The organism is Streptomyces uncialis (assembly GCF_036250755.1).
In the GTDB taxonomy this organism is placed as follows: Bacteria; Actinomycetota; Actinomycetes; order Streptomycetales; family Streptomycetaceae; genus Streptomyces; species Streptomyces uncialis.
Genome location: NZ_CP109583.1, coordinates 4,565,902 through 4,590,563 on the forward strand (window position 1 = coordinate 4,565,902; position 24,662 = coordinate 4,590,563).

27 protein-coding genes and 1 pseudogene are annotated in these 24,662 nt (G+C 70.5%); 7 read left to right on the forward strand and 21 right to left on the reverse strand.

Features of this window, described 5'->3' with window-relative positions; all coding sequences use genetic code 11:
- Positions 1-69 precede the first annotated feature (69 nt).
- The 11 genes and pseudogenes from OG711_RS18870 to OG711_RS18920 all read right to left on the reverse strand — a co-directional run bounded on the left by OG711_RS18870 (position 70) and on the right by OG711_RS18920 (position 7,747).
- Positions 70-2,208, reverse strand: coding sequence for a hypothetical protein (locus OG711_RS18870; RefSeq protein WP_329559830.1), 2,139 nt, complete (start codon positions 2,206-2,208; stop codon positions 70-72).
- Positions 2,209-2,288: 80 nt separating this feature from the next.
- On the reverse strand, positions 2,289-3,761 hold the full coding sequence (locus OG711_RS18875; RefSeq protein ID WP_329559831.1) for a hypothetical protein: 1,473 nt from the start codon (positions 3,759-3,761) through the stop codon (positions 2,289-2,291).
- Positions 3,762-4,069: 308 nt separating this feature from the next.
- Positions 4,070-4,228, reverse strand: a complete 159-nt coding sequence (locus OG711_RS18880) for a hypothetical protein (RefSeq protein WP_329564266.1) — start codon at positions 4,226-4,228, stop codon at positions 4,070-4,072.
- 23 nt (positions 4,229-4,251) lie between these two features.
- The gene (locus OG711_RS18885; RefSeq protein ID WP_329564268.1) at positions 4,252-4,749 is read right to left on the reverse strand and encodes a hypothetical protein; all 498 of its coding nucleotides are present in this window, start codon (positions 4,747-4,749) and stop codon (positions 4,252-4,254) included.
- A gap of 22 nt (positions 4,750-4,771) precedes the next feature.
- Positions 4,772-5,278, reverse strand: a pseudogene (locus tag OG711_RS18890) (DNA cytosine methyltransferase); the annotation flags it as partial.
- Positions 5,275-6,177, reverse strand: coding sequence for a DUF2637 domain-containing protein (locus OG711_RS18895; RefSeq protein WP_329559832.1), 903 nt, complete (start codon positions 6,175-6,177; stop codon positions 5,275-5,277). The pseudogene OG711_RS18890 and the gene OG711_RS18895, both read right to left, overlap by 4 nt.
- On the reverse strand, positions 6,174-6,518 hold the full coding sequence (locus OG711_RS18900; RefSeq protein WP_329559833.1) for a hypothetical protein: 345 nt from the start codon (positions 6,516-6,518) through the stop codon (positions 6,174-6,176). Before OG711_RS18900 ends, OG711_RS18895 begins: the two co-directional genes overlap by 4 nt.
- Positions 6,515-6,961 carry a Pycsar system effector family protein gene (locus OG711_RS18905; protein ID WP_329559834.1) on the reverse strand — a complete coding sequence of 149 codons (447 nt, stop codon included), beginning with the start codon at positions 6,959-6,961 and terminating at the stop codon, positions 6,515-6,517. Before OG711_RS18905 ends, OG711_RS18900 begins: the two co-directional genes overlap by 4 nt.
- Positions 6,958-7,254: a hypothetical protein gene (locus OG711_RS18910; protein WP_329559835.1), complete on the reverse strand. Its 297-nt coding sequence runs from the start codon at positions 7,252-7,254 to the stop codon at positions 6,958-6,960. The genes OG711_RS18905 and OG711_RS18910 overlap by 4 nt, the downstream gene beginning before the upstream one ends.
- On the reverse strand, positions 7,251-7,532 hold the full coding sequence (locus tag OG711_RS18915; RefSeq protein ID WP_329559836.1) for a hypothetical protein: 282 nt from the start codon (positions 7,530-7,532) through the stop codon (positions 7,251-7,253). Before OG711_RS18915 ends, OG711_RS18910 begins: the two co-directional genes overlap by 4 nt.
- A complete protein-coding gene (locus OG711_RS18920; protein ID WP_329559837.1) occupies positions 7,532-7,747 on the reverse strand; it encodes a hypothetical protein in 216 nt (71 codons plus the stop codon). Before OG711_RS18920 ends, OG711_RS18915 begins: the two co-directional genes overlap by 1 nt.
- Before the next feature lie 539 nt (positions 7,748-8,286).
- Here OG711_RS18920 and OG711_RS18925 point away from each other — a divergent pair.
- The 4 genes from OG711_RS18925 (at position 8,287) to aspS (ending at position 12,598) form a co-directional block, all read left to right on the forward strand.
- Complete coding sequence (locus OG711_RS18925) at positions 8,287-9,099, forward strand: GntR family transcriptional regulator (RefSeq protein ID WP_329559838.1); 813 nt, start codon at positions 8,287-8,289, stop codon at positions 9,097-9,099.
- A 372-nt stretch (positions 9,100-9,471) separates the two neighbouring features.
- Complete coding sequence (locus OG711_RS18930; RefSeq protein WP_329559839.1) at positions 9,472-10,134, forward strand: YdcF family protein; 663 nt, start codon at positions 9,472-9,474, stop codon at positions 10,132-10,134.
- Positions 10,135-10,750: 616 nt separating this feature from the next.
- Entirely contained in the window at positions 10,751-10,897 is a 147-nt protein-coding gene (locus OG711_RS18935; protein WP_329559840.1) for a hypothetical protein, read from the forward strand.
- Positions 10,898-11,287: 390 nt separating this feature from the next.
- A complete protein-coding gene (gene aspS, locus OG711_RS18940; protein ID WP_329559841.1) occupies positions 11,288-12,598 on the forward strand; it encodes an aspartate--tRNA(Asn) ligase in 1,311 nt (436 codons plus the stop codon).
- Positions 12,599-12,656: 58 nt separating this feature from the next.
- Here aspS and OG711_RS18945 read toward each other — a convergent pair whose 3' ends face one another.
- From OG711_RS18945 to OG711_RS18980, 8 genes are all read right to left on the reverse strand, one after another.
- On the reverse strand, positions 12,657-13,469 hold the full coding sequence (locus OG711_RS18945; RefSeq protein WP_329559842.1) for a hypothetical protein: 813 nt from the start codon (positions 13,467-13,469) through the stop codon (positions 12,657-12,659).
- Positions 13,466-14,368 (reverse strand): radical SAM protein, encoded by a 903-nt coding sequence (locus tag OG711_RS18950; RefSeq protein WP_266509640.1) that lies wholly within the window; start codon positions 14,366-14,368, stop codon positions 13,466-13,468. Before OG711_RS18950 ends, OG711_RS18945 begins: the two co-directional genes overlap by 4 nt.
- On the reverse strand, positions 14,365-15,666 hold the full coding sequence (locus tag OG711_RS18955; RefSeq protein ID WP_329559843.1) for a radical SAM protein: 1,302 nt from the start codon (positions 15,664-15,666) through the stop codon (positions 14,365-14,367). Before OG711_RS18955 ends, OG711_RS18950 begins: the two co-directional genes overlap by 4 nt.
- Positions 15,667-15,671: 5 nt before the next feature.
- A complete protein-coding gene (locus tag OG711_RS18960; protein WP_329559844.1) occupies positions 15,672-16,031 on the reverse strand; it encodes a hypothetical protein in 360 nt (119 codons plus the stop codon).
- Positions 16,032-16,191: 160 nt separating this feature from the next.
- Positions 16,192-16,572: a hypothetical protein gene (locus tag OG711_RS18965; protein ID WP_329559845.1), complete on the reverse strand. Its 381-nt coding sequence runs from the start codon at positions 16,570-16,572 to the stop codon at positions 16,192-16,194.
- 158 nt (positions 16,573-16,730) lie between these two features.
- On the reverse strand, positions 16,731-17,960 hold the full coding sequence (locus tag OG711_RS18970; protein ID WP_266509648.1) for a helix-turn-helix domain-containing protein: 1,230 nt from the start codon (positions 17,958-17,960) through the stop codon (positions 16,731-16,733).
- Between the two features lie 379 nt (positions 17,961-18,339).
- Positions 18,340-19,632: a serine--tRNA ligase gene (gene serS, locus OG711_RS18975; RefSeq protein WP_329559846.1), complete on the reverse strand. Its 1,293-nt coding sequence runs from the start codon at positions 19,630-19,632 to the stop codon at positions 18,340-18,342.
- Complete coding sequence (locus OG711_RS18980) at positions 19,625-19,870, reverse strand: hypothetical protein (protein ID WP_329559847.1); 246 nt, start codon at positions 19,868-19,870, stop codon at positions 19,625-19,627. The genes serS and OG711_RS18980 overlap by 8 nt, the downstream gene beginning before the upstream one ends.
- A 373-nt stretch (positions 19,871-20,243) precedes the next feature.
- Between OG711_RS18980 and OG711_RS18985 the strand changes: the two genes are divergently transcribed.
- The 3 genes from OG711_RS18985 to OG711_RS18995 all read left to right on the forward strand — a co-directional run bounded on the left by OG711_RS18985 (position 20,244) and on the right by OG711_RS18995 (position 22,119).
- Positions 20,244-20,519 (forward strand): CopG family transcriptional regulator, encoded by a 276-nt coding sequence (locus tag OG711_RS18985; RefSeq protein WP_329559848.1) that lies wholly within the window; start codon positions 20,244-20,246, stop codon positions 20,517-20,519.
- A complete protein-coding gene (locus tag OG711_RS18990) occupies positions 20,516-20,938 on the forward strand; it encodes a PIN domain-containing protein (RefSeq protein ID WP_329559849.1) in 423 nt (140 codons plus the stop codon). Before OG711_RS18985 ends, OG711_RS18990 begins: the two co-directional genes overlap by 4 nt.
- A gap of 422 nt (positions 20,939-21,360) precedes the next feature.
- A complete protein-coding gene (locus OG711_RS18995; protein WP_329559850.1) occupies positions 21,361-22,119 on the forward strand; it encodes a cobalt-precorrin-6A reductase in 759 nt (252 codons plus the stop codon).
- Between the two features lie 337 nt (positions 22,120-22,456).
- Here the strand turns inward: OG711_RS18995 and OG711_RS19000 are convergent, their stop codons facing one another.
- Together OG711_RS19000 and OG711_RS19005 are read right to left on the reverse strand one after the other, a co-directional pair.
- Positions 22,457-23,956, reverse strand: coding sequence for a precorrin-2 C(20)-methyltransferase (locus OG711_RS19000; RefSeq protein ID WP_329563908.1), 1,500 nt, complete (start codon positions 23,954-23,956; stop codon positions 22,457-22,459).
- Between the two features lie 62 nt (positions 23,957-24,018).
- Positions 24,019-24,660 carry a precorrin-8X methylmutase gene (locus OG711_RS19005; protein WP_266509660.1) on the reverse strand — a complete coding sequence of 214 codons (642 nt, stop codon included), beginning with the start codon at positions 24,658-24,660 and terminating at the stop codon, positions 24,019-24,021.
- Positions 24,661-24,662: the final 2 nt, after the last annotated feature.

Here is a 24,662-nt window from a genome sequence, read left to right on the forward strand (position 1 = left end):
GCCCGTTTCCGGCCCCTACAGAGCCACCCGGGGGCCCTTCCCGGGCTGGTGACGACAAGCGACAAGCGGTCACTCCTCGGCGGGGTGGCGGGGGGTGTGATCGCGGTGGACGTAGCGGGCTTTGGTGCCGGTCCCGACGCGGACCGCGGTGCCGTCTTCGGACCAGGTCTTGAGCCAGCCGACGACTGTCTGCCGTGTCGTGCGGTGCTCCTCGGCGAGCGCGCGGGCGATGGCGGATGCGCCGGTTCCGTCGGGGCCCGCGTCGAGGAGGAGCCGGAGTGCGGCCTGACGGGCGTCGGGCTGGTCGGCCTTGTCGAGGTCGCGGCCGGTGGTCCAGGTGCCGGGGTCGGACCAGTCAGTTCCGCCGTCGGTACCCCTGTCCGGGCCGGTGCCGGGGTCGCGGGTGGCGGCGGGGAGCTGGAAAAGAGCCTCCAGTTCGTCGGCGCCGGGGGTGTCCACGTCGGGTGCGGGCCGGGGCTGGTCCCATCCGGCGGTCGCGCGCCACTGCGGCCCCGACACCCCCGCCTGCCCCTGCCCGGTCTGGCCAGCCGGTCCGGTGGGGCCGGTGGTGGTGAGGGCGTGGGTCCACAGGTGTGCGCACCGCTCGGTGGTCCACCGTTCGGTGTAGGCGGCCCCGGCCGCGTCGATCGAGGGTCGGTCGAGGGCGGGGCGGCGGTGGGCGGTCGTGATGCAGACGGCTTCGATGTCTGAGGGGGTGATGCGCCACTGCTGGGCGGTCTTGGGCTGTTTGCCCTCAGTACCGACGAGCATCGAGCCAGGGCCGGAGAAACTGTTCTCTGCGGAGAGGGCCCGCCAGCCGAAGACATGCCCCAACTCGGCGTCCTCGGTGGCACCGGTGCAGACCCGGTTGGATGCCATCTTCCGCACCATCGGGTCGGGGAGGACATCCTGGGTGACGCGGAGGACGGAGACGACGGCCCGGATCGCCATGGCCCGGGCGATCCGGATGACCTCCGCGATCCCCGCCATCACCGCCCGCGCCTCACGCGTCGCGGACACCTCCGCACCCTCGTCCACGACGATCACGATCTCGGGAACGCCCGGGGAGACGGGGAGTTTGTCGTCGTTCTCGTCGCGCATGTGCTGCTGGTAGGCGACCTTGCGGGTCTTCGCGATCCGCACCGCCGCTTCCAGCATCAGCTTCGCCTCAGCCGGGGTCGAGGCGAGCCAGTCGACGCCCGGCACCGGCACCGCGCCCGCGTTCCCGCTGGTCTGGGCCTGGTGCCAGGCGTGGAGCCAGGGCAGTCCGAGGGAGCCGCCGTTGAGGTCGATGGCCCAGATCAGGGTGTCGTTGGTCTGGTTCAGGCGGGCGATCAGGGTGTGGAGCCAGTTGGTCTTGCCCGTCCCGGTGGCCCCGGTGACGATGGTCGACGCCTGCCGCATGTCCAGTTCCGACCGCCCCCCGTCCGCCAGCAGCGCGACCGGTGCCGGGTTGTTGACCGTGGTGGTCTCCGCGATCTCGTCCAGCGGGAACGGGATCTCGCGGCCCTGGTAGGACTTGGTGGCAACCTCGATCAGGACGCGGCGGCGGGAGACGCCGGGGAGGACCTGGAGTCCGCAGCCGTCGGGGAGGTCGAGGTCGGAGGCCAGCGCGTCGGCCCGGTCCGCGATCGCCCGGCGGGTCGTGCCGCCCTCGGGGAGTTCGAGTTCGACGGTGTAGCCCATGCCGGAGGGCCAGTGCTCGATGGCGGGGATGGTGACGTTCTCGACGCGGCAGACCCGGGCGATCCGGTCGGTCCACTCGGCGGCGAGCGCCCGGCGCATTCCGATGGACAGCAGGGTGCGGCGCCGGGCCTGTTCGGTCTCCTCGTGCGCGGCGAACCCCGCCGCGAGGGTCCCCGCGGTGATGCCGCCCACGGTCAGCGCTCCGACGGCGGCGAGGGTCAGGGGGCCGCCGGTGCCCAGCGCCCAGGCGGACCAGGTCCCGGCCGCGGCCCAGCATCCGGCCCGGAAGGTGATCGTGGCCGCGGTCACGTTCCGGCGCAGTCCGGTCGCGGTCATGCCCACGGCCCCGGCCGCTCCCGCGGCGAGTGCCCACCCGGCAGGCATCGTGCTGGTGTGGGCGAGCGCGGTGGCGACGAAGGTGCCGGTGGTGGCGTTGAGGGTGCCGGTCAGCAGACCGTGACCGGCCCGCCAGTCCACCCGCACACGACCGCCCTTCCCGCCGTTGTCGTTCTTGCTCTTCATGTGGTGCCTCCTCGGAGAACAGGGAAGGGCCGGTCCCCGCCATGTGCGGGGACCGGCCCGGTATCCGGGTGCGGGCGGGGTCAGCCGACGTTCCAGCGGCGTTCACCGTCGAGGCCGTTGCGGGGGTTCTCGTTGCGCTCGATGTCCTCGGCGTGGACGCGGCGGTAGACGGTGCCGACGTCTTCGAGGGCGTCGATGACCTTGCTCATCGCGCGGTAGCCCTCCCCGATCTCCTCCACCACCCGCGAGTCGACGGGAAGCTTCTCGTCGGACAGTTCGGCCAGCACCCGCAGCGTTTCCTGCACCGTGCCCATGGCGTCGGGGAGGTCGTCCACGAGGGTCTGGAACTCGGTCATGTGCTCGGGGTCGAACGTGGACGCGGCCTGGAGCATGACTTCGGCCGCTTCGGACAGGCGGGTAAAACCCGGGGCGGTGGCGTCGGACACGGTTCCTCCAGAGTGATCGGTTCTGCCCAGCGAGATGAGCGCCCCGACTCGCCCGCGGAGCACGGGGACCTTCGGGCGGGGCGTGGTGCGGCGGGGGTTGTTCACGGTCGAATCCGGCACCCGGGTGCGGCCCTTGGGGGTGGTGCCGAGGGTCGCGGCGTCCCGTGCGGCCCGGACGCGGCGGGCCCGTGAGGCGAGGCGGTGCCATACGGCCCGCATGTGTCCGAACGCCTTGCCGGGGCGCTTGATGTTCCACAGCCCGTACAACAGCCCTGCTCCGGCGGCCACGGCGGCCGACCCGGTCATCCGGGCCGCATGCCGCACCGCCGACCGCCGCAACGCACGCTTCTGCGCCGCACTGCCCTGCGAGGTCAGGGGCTTGGCCCTGGTGCCGGTGGGGTCGAGGCCGGATTGACGGCGGGCCTTGGCGACGCCCTTGGTCTCCCGCCGCAGACTCCGCGCGGCCGTCTTCTCCGCACGGGCCGCGGCACCGGCCGCGAGCCGGGAACCGGCACGGCCTGCCGCACCGGCGGCGGCACGGCCAGCCGACTGCACCCGACCCGCACCCGCACCCGCCTTCGGCTTCGCAGGGGCTGACAGTCCGGCGGACGGCGACACCGACCGCACCCCGGCCGCACCCGAACGGCCGGCGGGACCAGCGGAAGGCGCGGACGTGGTCACCCCTCGGCCGGGGGTGGTGGTGCGGGGGCCCGGGCCGCTGGCCGAAGTCTGCGGGGCGCGCGTCGGGGAGGTACGGGGCGGGGGCGGTGAGACCGGGGTGCGGTCCGTGCGGGCGGCGGACCGCAGGCCGCTTGCCGACGGCCGGGGCGCGCGGGCCCCGGTGCCAGCGGCCCGCAGACCGCCCGTAGGGGCCGACTTGGGTTTGGCGGGCGCTGGTTTCGTGCCGGTCTTGCTGGTGGGGCGGGGCGGGGTTTTGCCCTTGCCGGGGGGCTTGGGGCGGTTGCGGGTGATGCGGCGGGCCAGTCCGGCCGTGGCGGCCACCCCGACCACGGCACCGGCCGCTGCCAGGCCGACCGGTCCGGCGACGGCCATCGACCCGGCGGCGACCGCGCCGAGCGCGTTCGCCCCGGCGACCGCGATCGGCACACCCGGCAACGGCGCCGGAGCGGGCACAGCAGCGGCGGGAGAAGGGGAAGGCGGGGGAGCGGGGGGATGTGGCGCGGATGGCACCACTTCGATGACGGTGTCGGTCATGCTGGTGGTACTCCCTTCGGGAGTGTCAGCAGTCCCCGGGCGCGGCCGTCCAAAGCGTGCGCCCGGGGGCTGTGCGGTGGTCGGTCAGGTGTGCGCGGGCCCCGTGCGGCCATGAGCGACGGGCCGCGCCGGTGGTGCAGCAAGGCGCACCGGTGCCGGTTCCGTGTCCTGCGCGCGGTGACCGAGTGGCTCGCCAGCCTCTAGGCGGCCGTGCGTGCAGTGGTGCCGGCCGAGCGGGCGAGCAGGGCCCGCAGTGCGTGGGCGGCCTGTTGGGGGACGACGCCGTTGCCGAGTGCGCGGAGTTGTGCGGTGCGGGACAGGCCGGGGACGGCGGTGACGTGTCCGGCGGGGAGGCCCATGAGCCATTCCACGAACGGGGGGTTCAGGCGTCCCAGAGGGTCAGTTGGCCGGGGGGCGGGGCGGGTGAGGGCTTCCCACCGTGCGATCGCCGGGTGGTACCGGCCCCAACGCTGCGGGCCGCGTCCGTCAGTGTCTGCCCGTGTCCCCAGGCCGGGTTCGCCCCGCTGCTCGCCTTCGCGTCCGTCGCGGTCGGGGTGGGCAGCAGCGCCCCGCGCAGTGTCGGGTTGCCCCGCCCGAACGTCGCGCTGGTCCGTTCGCCGTCCGCCGCGGTCGGGGTGGGCAGGAGTGAGCAGACCTCCGCTGCCAGGGACAGGCCGTGTGTCCCGGCTTCCTGGGACGGGGTGCGCCGGGTCTGCCGGTTCTCGTTCGCTGACGCGCGCGGGGTGGGGAGCAGGGCCACCTGGGCGCGGAGGGTGTCCGAGGGGAGTCCGTCGGGGTAGCCGATGCCCTTCGCGTCCCTCGCCCTGGGTGTGGGCAGCGCGGGCGAGGGCGAAGAGGCGCTTGCGCTGGTGGGGTGCACCGACCGCGTCCGCACGTACAACATCCCATTCCGCATCGAACCCGAGGCCGGCAAGGTCGCACAGGACGTCGGAGAATCCGAGGGAAAGGTGCCCTGCGACGTTCTCAAGGACCGCGTAGCGGGGTCGTAGAACGCGAAGGGCACGGGCGATGTGGGGCCAGATGTGCCGGTCATCGGCGGTGCCCTTCCTGTGTCCGGCGGTGGAGAACGGCTGGCACGGGTAGCCGGCGGCGACGATGTCCACCGGCTCGACGGCGGACCAGTCGGTTGTGGTGAGGTCCCCGAGGTTGTGGACCTGCGGATGGTGGTGGGCGAGGATGCGGGCGGCACCCGGATCGGGGTCCGCCACCCACGCCAGCGACCCCCCGAACACCTCCGTCACGGCCATGTCCAGCCCGCCGTACCCGGAGCACAGCGAACCGATCCGCAGCGGGGCGGCATCGTCCAGTGGCGCCTGGCCTGGCACCGGGACCGGCGGCGGCGCGTCGAGGAGCCGACGGGCCGCCGCCAGCCGTGCCACGCCGCTCATACCGCCGCTCCTGCGGTGTGGAGTGCTGCGCGGCGGACACGGCGGCCGTAGGCGTCGCTGGTTCCGAGCCGGGTTCCGATCGCGGTTCCGGTCAGTTCCGGTTCTTCCCGGAGCCAGTTCCGGACCTCCCCGACCTGACGGCCGAACACGGTGTCGTCCCTGACCTCGGAACCCGAACCGGTGGTACCGGAACCGGGGTCCGGAACCGGCGGAACCACGCTCGGTTCCGGCGGTTCCGGCGTCGGTTCCGCCCCAAGGCCCGTCCCGTCCTGCTCGGCGGGGATGTACAGGTCAGGGCCGGTTCCGGTGCCGGTTCCGCCGGTTCCGCCGGTGAGTTCCGCCACCGGTGTCCACGGCCCCAGCACAGGCACATCCGTGGCCGGTTCCACCGGCACGGGCATGCTCCGCCCGGCCACCGGAACCGATGCCGGTTCCGCCGGTTCCGGCATCGGTTCCGGTGCGGGTGCGGGCCGGTGGTCGAGGATCTTGGCGACGAGGTCGGAGCCGAAGTAGATCGCTCCGACCGGCAGGGAGGTGGCCAGCAGGACGAGGGCATAGTTGGCGGGGTCCCAGTCGGCCAGCCTGCCCCAGTCGACCGAGTCGCCGTGGAGTCCGGGGACAAGCCCGTGGACGTAGTTCAGGACCAGGGAGGCGAGGGTGTAGGTGCCGAGCACCCGCAGCGCGAAGGTGCGGTCCGGGCCGACGAGGACGAGGGTGGCGACGAGGGCGAGTGCCATGAGGCCGTCGACCACGACCGGGTAGAGCGTCGCCGCGGTGTCGTCGGCGCCGATCGCGCGGGCCACGTCGCGCAGCGCGTTCCACGAGACGCGGAACGCCATCGCGACGACCGTGACCAGGGCCAGGACCAGGAGGGCCTTTCCCTTACGGTCCAGCGTCATACCGCACCCCTCATCACCGGTGCCGGGACGGGCGGAACGTCGGCGTAGGCGGTCAGCTCCACGGTGGCGCCCGCGTACTCGCCCCGTGCCTTCAGCACCCACGTCCGACCGTCGCTCTGGAAGTGACCGTCCACCGTGCTGTCGGGAACCCCGAGTGCGGCCCGCCATACCTCGAACGCGGCCAGCGACGGGACCGTGTCGGACATGCTGTGGAAGCTCAGGTGCAGCCGCTCCGGGTAGATCGGGCACACGTCCAGGTTCGGAGCGGGCAGGTCCGGGTGGTCGGCACAGATCAGACGCAGTGCCCGCAGGGGGGCCGACAGATCGGCGAGGGTGCTCACAGCGCACCCCCGACCACGATCACGACGGCCACGGCCAGCAGCACACCCGCCGCACAGGTCAGATCGACCGCGGTGCGGAGCCGGGTGAACTTGGCGACGGCGAGGCGGGACAGGCCCACGACGTCGGCGCTCAGGTCGACCGGCAGGGCCTCGTACAGCTGCTGCGGGGACAGGGTCGCCCACAGCGGGAACCCGTGCCCACCGCGCAGGTTCGGGCGGACCGCCGACAGCAGCAGACCGGCCGCCCCGACCAGTAGCGCCATCCCCGCACCGCCCACCACGTATGCGGCGGGATTCATGGGGAGGTCACGGCCGGCGGTCCAGGCGGCGACCAGGGCCGCCCCGACGAACGCCAGCAGCAACGCGGTCTTGGTGTCAGTGCGGGCGATCTCCGCCCTGACCTCGGCATGAGCGGAGGCCAGGGTCTCATCCAGCGCACTCATGCCGCTTCCTCCTTCCGGAACCGGCGGACACGGCGGATGGGGCGCTGGGGCAGGGGGGTGATGTTGAACAGGTCGGGGGCGTGGTCGTCGATGACCCGGGCGGCCAGGCGGAGGGTGTCGTCAGCGAGGTGCGGTGCGTCGGCGAGGATGTCACGGGCGGCGTCCAGTCGCGCCTCCCGCTCCTCCGGCGACTCGCCCTCGACACCCAGCCACAAGTCCAGCGGGGTACCGAGGGCGAGTTCGATGAACTCGGTCGTGCTGGCGGCCACGTGACCGGCCACAATGTGCTTCACGGGTTGTTCCTCTCAGAGGGAACGGCTCGTGGCGGCCCCGGTGTTTGCCCACCGGGGCCGCGCCGTTCAGGAGGGGGTCCGCCACGCGAATGCGGGCGGCAGAAGGGCCGCAGAGGGCGGCCGGTGAGGCGGGCCGCGTCCTCGTAGGCGTCGCGGATCATGTCCTGCTGCCAGGCGCGTTCGGCCGGGGCGGGCGGCGGGTCCATCGAACGCGGCGGGGCCGCCCACCCGTCGGCGCGCTGCTCCAGCAGACGCGCGGTGCGCTCGTCGTCGGCCATCAGCGCGCCTCCGGCTGCGCCGTGTGCGCAGCAGCATTCCCGGCCGCATTGCGGTACGCGGCCTGGTAGTGCTCCAGGCTGTTCCTCATCGGGTGCGACAACGCCGCAGCGATCTCGTCGCACCGGCGGGCAAGGCCGTCGGCCCGCGCCTGCTCTTCCGCGGCGAACGCCTCGGACGGACCCTGGTCCTTGCGTCCCCAGCCCATCGTGTTCACCGCCCGCCGCGAACACGCGCGGCGTCCTGGCTGCGCTTGTTCGCCTCGGCGTTCTTGCGGGCCAGTGTGGCCCTTTCTTCTTCTGTCAGACTCGTTCCCACAGGTGCCTCCATCACAGGTGCCCGTGCGCGGCACCCGGGGGGCAACCCGGGTGCCGCACCTTGTGGGTCGGATCACTCCCGACTCCCCGCACCCCTGCCCGTACGGCCACCGCACGAGGTGCGGCGCCGGACGGGCAGAAGAGGCAGTCGGCCGCTCGCAGACGGAGCGGACAGGTATGCGCGGTCTTTCACCCGCGCGGCCGTCACTTACAGGGGAGACGGCTCAGAAACCCGCACACTGTTCAATTCTCAACGAACAGACGCTTCCTTAGACCCCCTTGCGAAGGGCTTCCGGGCGCTTTCGAAGCAGCCCAAAGAGAGCCACTCCCGTTCCGCTGTCCTAGGACTGCGGCCCGTGAGAGAACAATGACGCACAGTCCCAGGACTGTCAACAGTCCTGGGACTGTGTTTGACTGGAGCCGTCGAGAGGAGTTCCCCATGGCGCCGAAGTGGCGAGAGCTGGCGGACAAGCTGGCCCAGAGCATCAAGAGCGGCGAGTACGAGCCGGGCACGCGGCTCCCGCACATTAGGGACCTTGTGGAGGCGGGCGAGGGCTCCAAGTCCACGGTCCACGCGGCCTACAAGGCTCTTGAGGCTGAGGGCCTAGTGACCTCATCGCGGGGGCACGGCACCGTGGTGCGGCAGCAGACCCCGCTCAAGCGGCTCGGCATCGCGCGGTACGACAAGGCCAAGTGGCGCGACGGTGACGAGGTGGCGTTCATTGCCGATCGCGTCGCCTCTGGCCGCGCGTACCGCCGCGGCGAGCAGACTCAGACCGTGAGCCGGGTCGCCGCGCCCCCGGCTGTCGCTGCGGCTCATGGCCTGCCGGCGGGTTCTGAGGTCTACGCCCGAGCGCGCCTGGTGAAGGAAGGCGAGCAGCCGACGCACACCCTGACCAGCTACTACCGGCCCGAGCACGTCGAGGGGACCAGGATCGTCAACCCGGCACCCGGTCCCGCAGGCCGAGGCGGCGGCTTTCGCGTGCTGTACGACGCGGGGTACGAGATCGACCACATGAAGGAGGAGCTGTCCGCGCGCGTCCCCACGTCCGAGGAAGTGAAGCTGCTCCAGCTCCCGCCGGGCGAACCCGTGGTCGAGCTACATCGGACCGCGTACACAGCAGATGGCACAGTGGTGGAATTCGCCATCGGTGTCCACGCCGCCACGCGCTTCGCGTGGGAGTACGACTTCAAGGTCCCCGACTCCACTCGCGACCCGAAGACCGAGAAAAGAGGGCCCAGTGCCGAGTGAAGGAAAGCCTCAGCCGATCGACACGGCGGTCATCACGGCTCCCGGCGACATTCCCACCACCGATCTGTGGCTGTTGGCGGCCCGCCGGGAGCGCCACACCGCAGGTGGCACGAGCAGGGACAGACGCGACCCCGCGTCGAATGCGCTCGCCGCACTCGCCCTCGGCGCTGCGATCCGCCGCGTCCTTGATGACCAGGAGCAGCACTTGGTCCGCGAGGGCCTGAGGCACGGAACGACGTGGGGGCAGCTCGCCGCGGCGCGCGGCCTAGCAGATCCGGAACAGTCTCGGGCAGCGTTCCTGACGTGGTCCCAGCAGCTCCCCGACGTCGAGGCAGCCGAAGCGGTACGCCTAGCGGCAGATGGGCGGAATCAGTGATCTCAGTACAGGTGTGGGAGGACGCGCGTCTCATCTGGGACTACCACCAGATGCACCACGCCCCGAAACCCTGCTCCGTCGCGATCGGCCTCGGCAGCCATGACTTGAGCGTCGCCACCACAGTAGTCGAAGCGCTCGAGGCTGGCTTGGTCCCCCTGATCGTGTTCACCGGAGCCAACAGCCCGACTACGCGGGCGCGCTTCCCCGATGGCGAGGCAGTCGCCTACCGGGAACACGCGCTCAGCCTCGGGGCGCCGGCCGCCGCGATACTCGTAGAGCCGACCGCCACGAACACCGGTCAGAACATCACGCGCTCACGGAAGCTCCTGGAGACCGCAGGCATCGATGTCTCGTCGGTCCTGCTCGTCTCCAAGCCCTACGAGCAGCGTCGGGCGCATGCGACCGCTCGTAAGCTCTGGCCCGGCGTCGAGTTCGTATGCGCTTCGGCTCCCATGGAGCTCCCCGAGTACGTCGACAGCATCGGTGACGGCCGACTCGTGATCGACATGCTCGTCGGCGCACTCCAGCGGCTCTTGATCTACCCCGAGCAGGGATTCATGATCAAGCAGGACGTGCCCGAGAACGTAATGGCGGCGTACGAGCGACTGTGCCGAGACGGCTTCACGAGTCGCCTCATGCCGACGGCCACTCGCCGCTGAACGCAGTCTCATCCGTAGTCTCGTCCGCCCTCGTTCAGGCTGGTTCAACCACCCAGCGTCCGGGACCAGCGTCAGGGCTTTGAACGGGCATGAACGGTGGCGGACTGGGACCGACAGAGTTGGAAAGCGTGTTGGGGGCAACCCCTCACGAGTTCGAATCTCGTATCCTCCGCCAGTGCCTCACCGGGCACTAACGTCGAAGGCCCCGCTGCTCGCAGCGGGGCCTTCGACGTGTCTCCGTCCCAGTTGCCTTGGACGGCCCCCAGAACGCGTCACGGATCCTCTGCGCCACCTTCCGCAGCATCAGCCCGGTGGCATGCACGCACCGAGCGCGCGTCCTGGCCGCCCGCCGGCTTGGTGCAGTACTTGCAAGCGTCGAATCGGAAGTCCGGCACCGGTTGGACAACCTGTCCGATCGCGACTGCCTGCATGCGAGTACCGCTGGCCTCAGGCCAGCACATATTCCAGGACCACAACGCGGCACTCGGCAGCGTCCGTGTCGCACAAAACCTGATGTGTGGGGATGGCTCTCGCATTGCGCACACTCGAACATCGCCGGCATGCGCGCACGCGGGCTCCCCGCCGCTGTCGCGCAGAACTCGTTCAGCGATGGGGGGTGAACATCACGCATGGTTTTCCTCTCGTGCTGCCAGGCCGAAGCGGCTGCAATCAGTGCATCAAGGCGGGCGAACTGCGCTTCAACTGCTTCCGCCTCGGCCACCTGCAAAGCCGCCACATCCACGAACAGGCGGAACTCCCGTGACGACCCGTTCCTCATGAGCACGAATGCGTCCAGCATGCTTCACCGACAGGCCGGTTCCCCAAGCGACGCGTGGGTTTACGTGATTGCGGACACCGTCACCATGTCCGTATCCTTCCGGGCAACGCGTGGACGGAGACAAGTAGCCAGGGAAAACGCGAGCAGAGAGAGCCGCCGATAGCTGGGAAGGCGGCCTCGCACCCCGAGGTGAAGACCCTCCTGAGCGCGGGGAGAAACGGCCCCGTCCGGTGGTCCAATGCCCCGCCGGCCGGCCCCCGTCATCGGGCCCGAATGAGGCCGCCATCACCAGGCGGCAAAGTGCGGTGGTACCGCGAGTCGCCCTTCTCGCCCGCACTCCCAAGGGATCATGACGACGTCCTTCGGAGGACCGAAATGATCCACAGCCGCGTACACGTCTGCGACCTGCGAGAACACGTGGGCCGCACTGTCTCCGTCTGCGGGTGGGTGAACACCCTCCGTCGGCAGAGCAAAATGCAATTCGTCGTCGTACGGGACGGCACCGGAATGGTGCAGGTGACCCACAGGCGCGACGCCGGGCCGCTGGAAGCCCGGCTCGAATCCCTCACCCCCGAGTCCGCCGTCCGCGTCACCGGCCGCGTCGTCGACGCCGCCCAGGTCAAGCTTGGCGGCCTGGAGATCGTTCCCGAGACGATCGAGGTCATGAACCTGGCCGCCACCCCGCTGCCGATCGACGAGCACACCGGCCTGGAGCAGCGACTGGACTGGCGCTTTCTCGACGTACGCCGCCGTCCCGCCACCCAGCTGATGTTCGCCGTGCAGACCACCCTGGAGCAGGGCATGCGCGAGTACGCGTACGCGCAGGGCGCCACGGAGATGCACACCCCCAAGCTCATGGGCACCGCCTCGGAATCCGGCGCGGAGGTGTTCGAGCTCGGCTACTTCGGCCGTAGCGCCTATCTGGCGCAGTCGCCGCAGTTCTACAAGCAGATGGCGATCTCGGCCGGGATCGACAAGGTCTTTGAGATCGGCCCGGTCTTCCGTGCTGAGCCGTCGTTCACCTCCCGGCACGCCACCGAGTTCACGGGCGTCGATGTGGAACTGGCCTGGATCGACGGCGTCGAGGACGTGATGGTGTTCGAGGAGCGGATGCTCGCCCACGCGATCGCCAAGGTCGCCGACGTACACGGAGAGGCGATCGCGGAGCACTTCGGCATCGAGGTCACCGTCCCTGCAACGCCGTTCCCACGTATCACCTTGGCCGAGGCTCACGAGATCCTGCGCAAGGGCGGCTGGGACCCGGAGGGGGTCAAGGAGGACCTGGACCCTGAGGGCGAGCGGAGCATCTCGGACCACATCAGGGAAGCCACCGGGCACGAGTTCGTGTTCATCACGCACTACCCGGTGGGTATCCGGCCCTTCTACCACATGCGGCCGGCCGAGGACCCGAGCGTGACCCTTAGCTTCGACCTGCTCTGGAAGGGGCTGGAGATCACCACCGGCGCACAGCGTGAGCACCGGTACGACGTGTTGGTGCGGCAGGCCGCAGAGAAGGGGATGAGCACCGAACCGCTGCGGGACTACCTGAACGCGTTCCGGTACGGGTGCCCTCCGCACGGCGGGCTGGGCATGGGGCTGGGGCGAGTGCTGATGGTGATGCTCGGCCTGGACTCCATCCGCGAGGCCGGCTTCCTCTTCCGGGGGCCGAACCGGCTCACCCCGTAGTCGGGCGAGAGCCGCGTCCCACGGCACGGGCGAGCGCCTCGTGCCGTGGGACGCGGTCTCAGTAGCGGATATGGCGCAGGTCATGCGTCCACGCCTCGCCGGGATTCTTGTCCCAGTAGGACCGCAGCGCCAGCTCCCGCTCGGAGAAGCGACCCTGGTGGCACAGCCCGCCGTGGGAGAGGGTGACGCTCATGGCGAGCTCCGACTCGGTAGTGACCCAGTGGGGCGTCAGTGCGTGGCTCCACAACTGGTCTCCCGGCCACATGGTGAGGGACTGGCGGTCCGCCCGGTCGTGCTCGGGCGGCTCCTCGCTGGTGGTCTCGCCGATGACGGCCTCGTCGGCCGACAGGTGCTTGTCGGGGTCGAGGTAGCTGTGGAAGGTCTTGGTGCCATGGACCTGCCAGACCAGGCCGTGCGAGTTGTCGTTGTGGTAGGTCGAGGAAACGCCTTCGGTGGAGAGGAACATAATCGGCGCCAGGCGCTGCCAGGTGAAGCTCCGGGCGGACAGATGGGTGCGCCAGGGGGTCATGACGTCTTCCGGGAAGCTGCCCAGGAGGTCGCCGTAGAAGCGGCTGAGGTTGAAGTGCACCAGCCGGAACGGCCAAGTGACGATCTCCTCGATCGGCGCGGTCCGGAAGGCGGCGGTGCGGTCCATCCGCACCTGCCAGTCTGCGTCCCCGAGGACCGTGAACCGCACTTCCTCGTCTCGCCGGAGGTGGTCGAGGAAGTCGACAGCGGGCAGAAACAGGTAGTCGAAGCGGAGGTCGAGCGGGAAGTTCGGCGGCTGTCGCCAGCGTTGGGTGAAGTCATCGGGTGTCGTGATCGTCATCGGCCGGTCCAGGGGGTCGTGGTGGTTCGGTCCCGTGCTCACGCGGGCACGCTGCACGGCGCTTCACGGTCGTCGGGCGTGGCTGAGGGGCGGCAGATGGCGGCGCAGTCCGGGGTCACCCGTTCCTGCGCCGGATCGGTGAGGAACCGTCCGATCTCGGCACGCGGTGCGAGGACATTGACCGACGCCTGACCGTAGGGACAGCGCCGTATGAGGCCGTCGGCGGACACATACGCGGTCGCCGAGCGGCACTGCCGCCGCTCGCCCTCGGCCGACAGTTGAAGATTGCGCAGCTCATCGAGGTAGTCCCGGTACCGATCGGACAGGTCGAAGTAATGCCCCAGTACCTCGGCGTCGAGCCACTGCCGTGCCAGATACTCCTGGACCGGCATGCCGTCGCGGCGCAGGGCATGCTCGTCGAGAACGACGGGGCTGAACTGGACCCCCACCCTGGCCTCGGTCACGAGGCCGGCCAGGGACCGACACTCGCTGTCGCTCAGATCCCAGCAGGTGACGTGCAGGATCTTCGTCTCGGTGCTGATGGCGCGCAGCGTGTCGATGCCCGTGGCCGCCGTACGAGTGGTGCGTCCCAGCAGCATCGCGCCCCGGGAATCCGCGGAGACGGTCACATTGACCAGTAGATCCGCCACGTGCGAGAGGGCGATCACGTCGGTCACGGTGCGGGCCGACGTGACCATCGACACCGACATGCCGAACTGGTGGGCCAGTCGTACGAGCTGCCTGAGCTGCGGATGATGGGTCGGCTCGCCGCCGGTCAGGCACACCCCGTCCACGCCCGTCTCCTTCAGCCGGGACAGGGTGCGGGTGTAGGTCGGGGTGTTGAGGAAGCCGTGGGCCCGGTCGGCCCGGAAGCAGAAACCGCAGGCCACCTTGCAGTGTCCGGCCGTGGAGATCAGCGCCGTACGGACGTGGGTGCTCATTGCACCCCCGTGTTGTCCCAGACCGCGATCTCCACGGTGCTCGTATAGAAGGAGCACATCTCGGGGTCCGGGGTGCTGCCGCCGATGAGGGCCTGTTCGTTGCGGGACGGACCACCACAGATGGCGAGCGCGGGGCAGTTCCCGCACTCGGGGACCGGGGCGACCTTCTTCGCCACGCCGGCCAGGAGACCGGGATCGGACCGCAGCTCGTCGAGGGTGTGCAGGAACGACGGTTCGGTGAAGTTGATGTCGCAGAGGCTGACCCGGTTGCCCGGCAGCAGGGCGGCGTTCAGACTACGGTCGCCCTGCATATGGTCGAACAGCATCGGCCGCCGGGTGTCCAGGGCCTGGAAGGCGCGGTCCAGGACGGAGAACAGCATCCCGCCCCGTGTCAGAGCGGCCTGGCGTGCCTCGTACAGCTCCCGCGCGAGATCGGCGCCGTTGACCTGCCAGTGGCCCGCAGTCGGGATGGGCGTGTTGACGTAGATGAACTTCAGCCCGAGGTCATCGATGATCCACCGGACGGTCTCGGCGAGGCGTCCGATGTTCGCGGCTGTCGGGGTGAGGTTGCAGCCCACATGCAGCCCGTCCGCCTCGATGAACCGGGCGACGTTGCGGCGAATCCGGTCGTCGGCGGGCTGCCCGCCGAGGAGAAGCCGGTGCGCGGAGTTGATGCCTGGAGGTCCGTCGATAGAGATGCCGACTCCGTACTCGTACGCGACGAAGTGATCGAGAACTACCTCGGTCAGGCGGGCACCGTTGGTGACCACGGTGCGGCGCACCCTGGCCACGTCGTAGCGGGCGGCGAGGGTGTCGGCGAGTTGGTCTCCGTACCGCATGAGATCGAAGCGGATGGTCGGCTCGCCGCCGAACCACTGGATGGACACCTCTTCGTGGCCGGCGTTCTGCTCGAACAGGAACTCCAGCCCGTCCGAGAGTTCTTCCTTCGTCAGGTCCGGTTTGCCGCTGTTCGTATCGACGAAGCAATAGGTGCAGGTCATGTTGCAGCGGTCGGTGAGGACGACCCGCAGGCCGCTGACACGGACGGGGGCTCGGTCGAGGCCGAGAATTCGAAGACGGTCATGGAGTGCTTCGCGCCGGTCGGCCGCAGGGCCGCCGGGGGTGAAGCCGAGCCCGGCGAGGGCTTCATGGGTGGTGGTCGGGGGGACCCCGGCGAGGTCGTGGACCTCGCCGGAGTCGATGAACACACTGTCCAGCGCGACCGGGTCGAGGAGAACCGCTTCCCCGTCCCGTTCGTACTGGAAGTACTTCTCCCACAGCATCCGGGGGACGGCCATGATGGTCAGGCCACCGCTTCCTCTTCAGCTGTCCCGAGCTCGCCCATGACCTCACGAACGGTCTCCTCGGCGGCGGCCTGGAGCTTCGCGGAGGTGGCCGGGGAACCGCCGTCGGCGAGGACGATCACGCCCGGCAGCGTCGGATTCGGCGCGATGACCGTGATCCCGGCCGGGTCGGCGCTGATGACCATGATCGCGTCCTTCAGCTCGACCCAGTCGGCCCGCTCCTTGAGGGCCTCGATGATGCGGCCCTGCTTCTCCTGGAAGGAGGCGCGCTCGCCCATCCACACGCCCGCCTTGGACTTGGAGTCCACGACGTCCGCGTAGATCAGGTGGTCCTTCTTCTCTCGCCTGGCTTGAGGCATGGCTGATCCCTTCTCTGCGTGTCGGATGTACTGGAACGCCCCTTTGCGTCCGCCGGGGTCCGGCGGTTACCGCCCTTCAGCGATTTGGGTGGGGCGGTGTTCATCAGCTCCGCGGAGACTGGGCACCGTGTGATGCCGGCCTTGGACCGCGAAGCAAGTTCTAGGGGGTGCCTTCACGCTCTCTGCGCGCCTTGACCAGGGCGCGGTGAAGCCCATCGGGCCGGTTGAGAGTGCGGGGGCCGGTGGGCAGCCGGTACCAGTGCAGTCCGGGACCTGTGGTGCGATCGGCCTGCGGGACCACGACATGGCAGGTCAGCCCCAGCGCCACCGTCCCCGGTTCCTCCCACCGCGCCGCGATCCCGACCGGCGTCAGGAAGTACATCCGGGGCTCGCGCCCCCCACCGTCGAGAATGGCCGGCCCCACGGGCGGTCCCTGTTCCTCGATGAGCGCCACGGCACGGCGCCCGATGTCCTCGGGCGCACGGACGGCGTCCCACCACGTTCCGGCGGGCCACAGCTCAGGCTCGCTACCGATGGGCATCCACCTCGGTAACCGTACGGTCGAGATCGCGTCCGGCATGGGAAAGGCCCCCTCACAACTGGGTGTGAGAGGACCATTCCATGCACAAGGCGGGGGTGCGCGGACGAACTGTCCGCACCCAATTCGCGCCAACTAGGCTTCTACGTACGGCTGTTGTGCTAGGCGACGCCCGCCCAAGCACCAAACGCAGACAGCTCGGTGGACGGGTGTGCGTCCATGCGCAGCAGCGATCCGAGTGTTTCACGCACGGATGGGTGGAATCGGGTGTGGCTAGGAGCGATCTTCCTCGCCCGTTTCAGCTCGGAGAACGCGCCGCCACGATCCCCTTCCACAAGGCGCGCGGACGCGACGTCGATGTGGTGGTGGCTGGATCGCTCACCAACCGTCGAGGCTGGGGGCACCCAGGCGGCTCCGCCCTGTCCCCATTCGGAGAGCCGGGCCAGTGCCTGTTCGCTGTCCCCGGTGTCGATCAGCGCGTGCACGGCATGGATCCTGATGTTCGTCGGCCCGAAGCTCATCTCGTAGGCGTGGCTGTCCCTGTTGTCCGTCATATGCGCGACCTGCTCGGCCTCCCGGAGGAACTCCTCGGCACCCTCGGGGTTGTTCTCGCGCGAGTCGACCACCGCGAGCTTCAGCAACAGCGCCCCATCGACCGCCAGCGCGTCGTCGGTGTACGAACGCTCCGGCTGGAGCCGCTCCAGCTCGCCCCGTAGCCCCTTCAGCTTGCGCCGGGCAGTCTCGGTCGCGCCCTGGCGCAGCATCGACCCCGCCACCAGGAAGCCAGCGGTGACCTGCATCAACGGATCGCCACTTCGGTCGGCGGCCCACCGAACCCGTTCCAGGGCCGTGTTGCCCAGGTCGTGGTGCCCCATCTTGTGCGCGAGGCTGTTGACCGCTCGATACGCGCGAGCCAGGTGCCAGAACGCCTGCTGCTGTTCAACACCCCTGGTGCCAAGTGCCACATGAGTCAGCTCAGTGATCACCGGGGGCAGCAATGGCCCCATCGGCACGTATCGGGCATCCCGCCGCAGAGCCGAGATCTGGTCCACCTCGGAGGCCAGGACCGGCAGCGCTCGCGGCCGGATCTCCAGTTCGTCGGGGGCGTCGAAGCAGAGCAGGGTCCGTCGCAGTTCCGGGATGACGGCGTGCACTCCGTCCTCGGCTTCCGGGTCCCCGTAGTACGGCTGGCCCGTCAAGACTTCTGGGCCGAAGCGCAGCGCCCGCGCCAGGGCCGATATCAGACTCGGTGTCGCCCTCCGGACTCCGGATTCAAGCTTCTGGATCTGGCTGGCGGAGACCGCTACCCGCTGGGCAAGCTGCGCGGTGGACAACCCCCGCGTCTTGCGTGCCACCCGGAGCCGGTCTCCCAGCGTCAAGCTCTCACCCACGTCGGCATCCCCTCGCTGATTGGAGCACTATCGCCAGCGTACGGACCGTGAACCACGCCCAGAAGGTCCATCGCCAAGAGTTAACGCACCAGCGGCCTGGGCTGGTGGACAGGCGAAGCAACTGAGTCGGTGGCTGCGCCCTGAAAGGTCAGTGCCGGTCTTAGGGACTGAGCGGCCCTTCCATAGCCGGGATGGCTGGACCGGCCCTGCGATGCAAATTCAGCGGCAGGCCTGCGGAGTCATCCTCCCCTCGGCCCTCGCGCTGCCCAGAGGGCAGTGGAGCCGGGACCGTCTGCCGGCGAAGGCGATGTCAGTGTCGGTGTGCTGGAAGACGGGCGAATGCCTGAACGTGACAACGTCGCAGACGGCGTCGCGCACGTCATGCCTCCGGTGTTCCGTCCGCCGAGATACGGCGGAAGCCGAGGTACGGGAATAGGGATTCGGGAAGGACGAGGGAGCCGTCCTGCTGCTGGCACTGTTCAAGGAGGGCGGCCACGGTGCGGCCGATGGGCAGGCCGGAGCCGTTGAGGGTGGCGACGAGCCTGGGCTTGCCGTCCTCACCCCGGGTCCGGATGTTCGCCCGGCGGGCCTGGAAGGTGCCGAAGTTCGAGACCGAGGAGATCTCGCGGTACGTGTTCTGGCTCGGGATCCAGACCTCGATGTCGTACGTGAGCTGGGCGGAGAAGCCCGTGTCACCGGCCGCCAGCCTGACCACGCGGTAGGCGAGGCCGAGCTCCTTCAGGCATGCCTCGGCGTGGCCGACCATCGTCTCCAGCTCGGCGTCCGCCGTCTCCGGGTCGACGATCCTGACCATCTCGACCTTGGAGAACTGGTGCTGTCGGATCAGGCCCCGGGTGTCGCGCCCGTACGAGCCGGCCTCGGAGCGGAAGCACGGGGTGTGTGCTGTGAGGGCCAGGGGCAGGTCGGCGGGCGGGATGATCTCGTCGGCGTAGAGGTTGGTCAGCGGGACCTCGGCCGTCGGGATGAGGAACAGGTCACGGTCCGCCGTGCCGGTCCTGAACAGGTCTTCCTCGAACTTCGGCAACTGCCCGGTGCCGGTCATCGTCTTGCGGGTGACCAGGTACGGGACGCCGTGCTCGATGTAGCCGTGGCGGCGGGTGTGGATGTCGAGGAAGAGCGTGGCCAGGGCACGCTCCAGGGCGGCACCGGCGCCTCGTGAGACGGCGAAGCGCGGTCCGGACAGCTTCGTGGCGCGGGCGAAGTCGAGGATGCCGGTGGCCTCGCCCAGGTCGACGTGGTCCTTCGGCTCGAACGAGAACGTCGGCGGGGTGCCGACGCGCCGGATCTCGACCGCGAACTCGTCGGAGTCGCCGTCGGGCGCCGTCTCGTCGGGAAGGTTCGGGATGGTCAGAAGCAGCTCACGAAGCTCCTCCTGGACCTGCTCCTGTCCCGCGTCGATCTCACGGATCTGGTCCTTCAGCTCGCGAGCGCGGTCCTTCAGCTCGGAGATGTCCCCACCCTGCTTCGCCGTCCGCTGGACCTCGCCCGCCACCCGCTTGGACTCGGCCCGCAGTTCGTCGGCCGCGCGGATGTTGTGATTGCGCCGGGACTGAAGGTCTTCCAGTCGGGACAGGTCCAGGGAGTAGCCGCGCCGATCGAGCCGACGAACCGCTTCGGCACCCATGTCGATCAAGGCGCGGGCATCATGCATGAGGAAGATCCTTCTGATCCGGCGAACGGGATGGGGATACCGGATCGACGGTAGCAACCGCCGGTCCCCCACCGAGCCGCGATTTCGACGCGTCAACGGCGCCGAATGCCGCGCGAAGAGCGACCGAATCAAGATCGTCCACGAGGCCCGTGATCACAATGGACAGCTCGTCGTCGGGAATGGCGACCGGCCCAAGGTAGGGGCTCGGGAAAGAACGGCGGCGGTGCGGCCGCGCCACCGCTGCGATCCTGCTGCCGGAAGAGCTACGCACACCAGCAGCCCATGGCCGACGAGGACGCAGGGACCGGGGTGCCGCGGGGCGGCGAGCACACCCGTGAGCATCGAGCACGCCCGTGTGCATTCTGCGGAGCCATCGCGCTGGTACTCCGTGACGCCGGGGGACAGCGTCACCGATCCGGCACCTGGCCTTCCGGGACCCAGGCACGGCGTCGGGCCAGGCACCACCGACGCCCACGCCACGAGCGGCCCCGCGCCGACTCGGTTCGCTTGCCGCACCCGGCCCGCACCCGCGACACCGCGTCCCGACCCGAGACAGTGCCTTCACCGCGAGAGCAAGTAAGGCAATGGACACGTCGAGTATGGTTTCTTATATGGCAACGAAAAAAGTGACGGTGACGATCCCCGAGGACCTCCTTGAGGAGATCCGTGGAGAGGCGGCCGAGCGGGGACTGTCGGCGTATGTGGCCGAGGCGCTGCGGTCCAAGCGCGACCGCGACCGGCTCGTAGAGCTTGTCGGCTGGCTGGAGGAGGAGCACGGACCGGTCACGGAAAGTGAACGCGCTGAGGTGCGCGGCGAACTGGACGACCTTGACGCCGAGCATGCGCGTCGCGCGACCGGGCAGCGCCGTGCGGGAGAAGCCGCGTGAGGAAACGGGTCGGTGACCCTGGCCGACGACTTCGCGTCTTCGTGCTCGACAGCGAGGCCCTTTCGCTGGCAGTGCGCGGGGATCGGATGATGATCGCCCGGCTCAAGCTGGCCGCTGCTGGTGAAGCCGAGGTGGTGACCTCTCCTATGACCCTCGTCGAGGCATACGACGGCAGAACCACCGAACAGCGCTGGGACTGGGTCCTGTCCCGCATCAGCGTTGCCGACATCGGGAAGGACGAAGCGCGGCAGGCCCGTCGGCTCCTGGCCGACACAGGTCTGCACGGCCACAAGTACGCCATCGACGCCATACTCGCCGTCATCGCGCGACAGCAGACGGGCCAGGTCACGGTCTTCACCTCCGACGTGGACGACTTGGAACGGCTGGTTCCCGACAGGATCGTCGTCAAGAAGGTGTGAACTCGGCCTGATCCCGGTTCTGGTGGTCGCTGTCACCGATGGCCGGAGTTCTCCGGCGCGGCCCGCCTTACGTGATTGCGGACACCGTCGCGATGTCCGTACCCCTCCGGGCAACGCGTGGACGGAGACAAGTAGCCAGGGGTAACGCCGAACCGGCTCACCCGTAACAGGGCGGGAGCTGCGAGCCTCAGTGCCGGGCGGGCCGTCGGGGCTCGCGACGGCTCCGCGTCGGGAATCCCCGATGTGGTCGACGCCGTCGTCGTCGCGCGGGCCGCCGTCGTCCTGCCGGTGCGCGGGCCGCCAGGCGCTGTGGGCCGGGGCGCGGACCGGTGTGTTTGAGTGGGGCGTCACGTCCGCCCGTGGGGTCACACGGGCCATACGTCCGCCGGTGGTCGCACCGGCCAGGAAGGGAATCCGGCTCCGTGCACGTACTGATCCTGGGCGGGACAGCCGAGGCCCGGCGGCTCGCGGAGCTGCTGACCGCGCCCGCCGTCCCGGGCCGGACGGTCACCTCGTCGCTCGCCGGACGGGTCGCCGCGCCCCGGCTGCCGCCCGGTGAGGTGCGGATCGGCGGCTTCGGGGGAGCCGAGGGGCTGGCCGGCTGGCTGGTGCGGGAACGCGTCGATGTGCTGGTGGACGCCACGCACCCGTTCGCGGGGACCATGAGCTTCCACGCGGCCGGGGCCGCGCGGACGGCCGGGGTGCCGCTGGTCGCGCTGCGGCGGCCCGGGTGGGAAGCCGTCGACGGGGACGACTGGCGGTCCGCCGGTTCGCTGGCCGAGGCCGCCGCGCTGCTGCCGTCGCTCGGGTCCCGGGTGTTCCTCACCACGGGACGGACGGGGCTCGCCGCGTTCACCGGTCGCCCGGAACTGGACGCGCTGTGGTTCCTGGTGCGGTCCGTCGACCCGCCGGAGCCGCCCGTACCCCGGCGGATGGACGTCCTGCTGGACCGGGGGCCGTTCGCGCTGGACGGTGAACGGGCGCTGCTCGCCGCGCACCGGATCGACGTCCTCGTCACCAAGGACAGCGGAGGCCGCGCCACCGCCCCGAAGCTCACCGCCGCGCGCGAGGCCGGCGTACCGGTGGTGGTCGTCCGCAGACCGCCCGTACCGGATGGGGTGCCGGTGGTGGCGGGGCCCGAGGAGGCCGCCCACTGGGTCACGGGACGGACGGCCGCCTGAGTCCCCCGGGCCCCCGGTCTCCCGGTCCCCCGGGACGCGCCCGTCCGGCCCTGGGCCTTGTCCGGCGCCGGGACCTTGTACGGCCCCGGTTCGCGTACGGCTCTGGGATCTCGTCTGCCCCAGTTCCCCGTGCAACCCCGGGAACTTGTCTGCCCTGGCTCCCCGTACGGCCCTCGGACCCCGTACGGCGCCCCAGATTCCCGTTCGGCCCCGGGAACTTGTACGGCCCCGGCTCCCGTACAGCCCCCGGATCACGTCGTCCCGGCTCCCCGTACGGCCCTCGGACCCCGTACGGCCCCGGGTACTCCCCGTACCGCTCAGGCGCGCTCCGTACCGGTCATGTCTCCGGGTAGCGGCGGGGGGTCCAGACGATCGTCTCGTCGGCGCCGCGCCTGACCGTCCGGGTCTGGGAGGAGCCGATCAGCAGGATCGTGCGCATGTCGACCTCCGCGGGGTCCAGGTCCGTGAGGGCCACGATCCGTACCCGCTCCGTGGGGCCGCCGACATCGCGGGCGACCACCACCGGGGTGTCCGGCGCGCGGTGTTCGAGCAGCAGCTCGCGGGCCTTGCCGACCTGCCAGGTACGCGAGCGCGAGCCCGGGTTGTACAGGGCGAGCACCAGATCGGCCGAGGCCGCCTTGTGCAGGCGTTCCGCGACCACCTCCCACGGCTTGAGCCGGTCGGACAGCGAGATGGTCGCGTAGTCGTGGCCGAGGGGGGCGCCCGCGCGGGCCGCCGCCGCGTTCGCGGCCGTCACTCCCGGGAGCACCTGGACGGGGATGTCCCGGTAGGCGTCCTCGGAGGCCACCTCCAGGACGGCCGTCGCCATGGCGAAGATCCCCGGGTCGCCGCCCGAGACGACAGCGACCTTCCGGCCGCGCGCGGCGAGTTGCAGCGCGAACTCGGCGCGCTCCGACTCCACCCTGTTGTCCGACCCGTGCCGCGTCTGCCCGGAGCGTACGGGCACCCGGTCCAGGTACGTGGTGTAGCCGACGAGGTCGTCCGCGCCGGCGAGGGCGCCCCGCGACTCGGGGGTCAGCCACAGCGGGCCCGCCGGTCCGGTGCCGACGACGACGACCTCGCCCCGCTCCCGCTCCGGACGCCCGGCGTCGACCCGGCTGGGCAGCACGGCCACCGAGAAGTACGGCACGGTGTCCTCGTCCACCTCCGCGAGGTCCCCGGTGCGCTCCCCGTCCATCGTGGCGCGCTCCACGTACTTGGCCTCGGCCAGCCGGCCGGAGGCGTCCAGCGCGCGGCGGACCTTGCCGAAGGTGCGGCCCAGCTTCATGACCACGGCCGAGTCGGTCGCGGCGAGGCGGGCCGTCAGCTCCTCCTCGGGCAGGGTGCCCGGCAGGACCGTCAGCACCTCCTCGGCCTCCACCAGCGGGGTGCCGAGGCGGGCCGCCGCCGCGCTGACCGACGTCACCCCGGGGATCACCTCGGTCGGATAGCGGTGCGCGAGCCGCTTGTGCATGTGCATGTACGAGCTGTAGAAGAGCGGGTCGCCCTCCGCGAGGACGGCCACGCTGCGGCCCGCGTCGAGATGCGCGGCGAGCCGGACTGCGGCCTCCTCGTAGAACTCGTCCATCGCGCCCCGGTAGCCGCCTGGGTGGTCGGTGGTCTCCGTGGTGAGCGGGTAGACCAGCGGCTCCTCGATCTGGCCGGGCCGCAGATGGCGGGCCGCGATCGACCGTGCGATCGACCGCCCGTGGCGCGCGCTGTGGTACGCGACGACATCCGCCCCGGCGATCACCTCGACGGCCCGTACGGTCATCAGCGACGGGTCCCCGGGGCCGAGCCCGACCCCGTACAGCCGTCCCGACTGCGGTTCCGTCAGCCGTTCCGAAGGCGGTTCCGACGACGGTTCCGTCGGCCGTTCCGTGCCGCTCTGGTGCACGCTCACTCCTCCTCGCTGGCGATGGCGTTGAGCGCGGCGGCGGCCATCGCGCTGCCGCCCCGGCGGCCCCGCACCACCAGGTACTCCAGGCCCGACGGGTGGGCGGCCAGCTCGTCCTTGGACTCCGCGGCGCCGATGAACCCGACCGGCACACCGATCACCGCGGCCGGGCGGGGCGCGCCCTCCTCGATCATCTCCAGCAGCCGGAACAGCGCGGTGGGGGCGTTGCCGACGGCGACGACCGCGCCGTCGAGGCGGTCCCGCCACAGTTCCAGCGCGGCGGCGCTGCGGGTGGTGCCGAGGCGGGCGGCGAGGTCCGGCACGGCCGGGTCGGACAGGGTGCAGATCACCTCGTTCGCGGCGGGCAGCCGCTTGCGGGTCACCCCGCTCGCCACCATCGTGGCGTCGCACAGGATCGGCGCGCCGGCCCGGAGCGCCTCGCGCGCGCGGGCCACCACGGCCGGGGAATGGGCGAGGTCACGGACCAGGTCGACCATGCCGCAGGCGTGGATCATCCGGACCGCGACCCTGCCGACATCGTCGGGCAGGCCCGTGAGGTCCGCCTCGGCGCGGATGGTGGCAAAGGACCGGCGGTAGATCTCCGCCCCGTCCTTCTCGTAGTCGAACACTCTGTTCTCGCTCACTT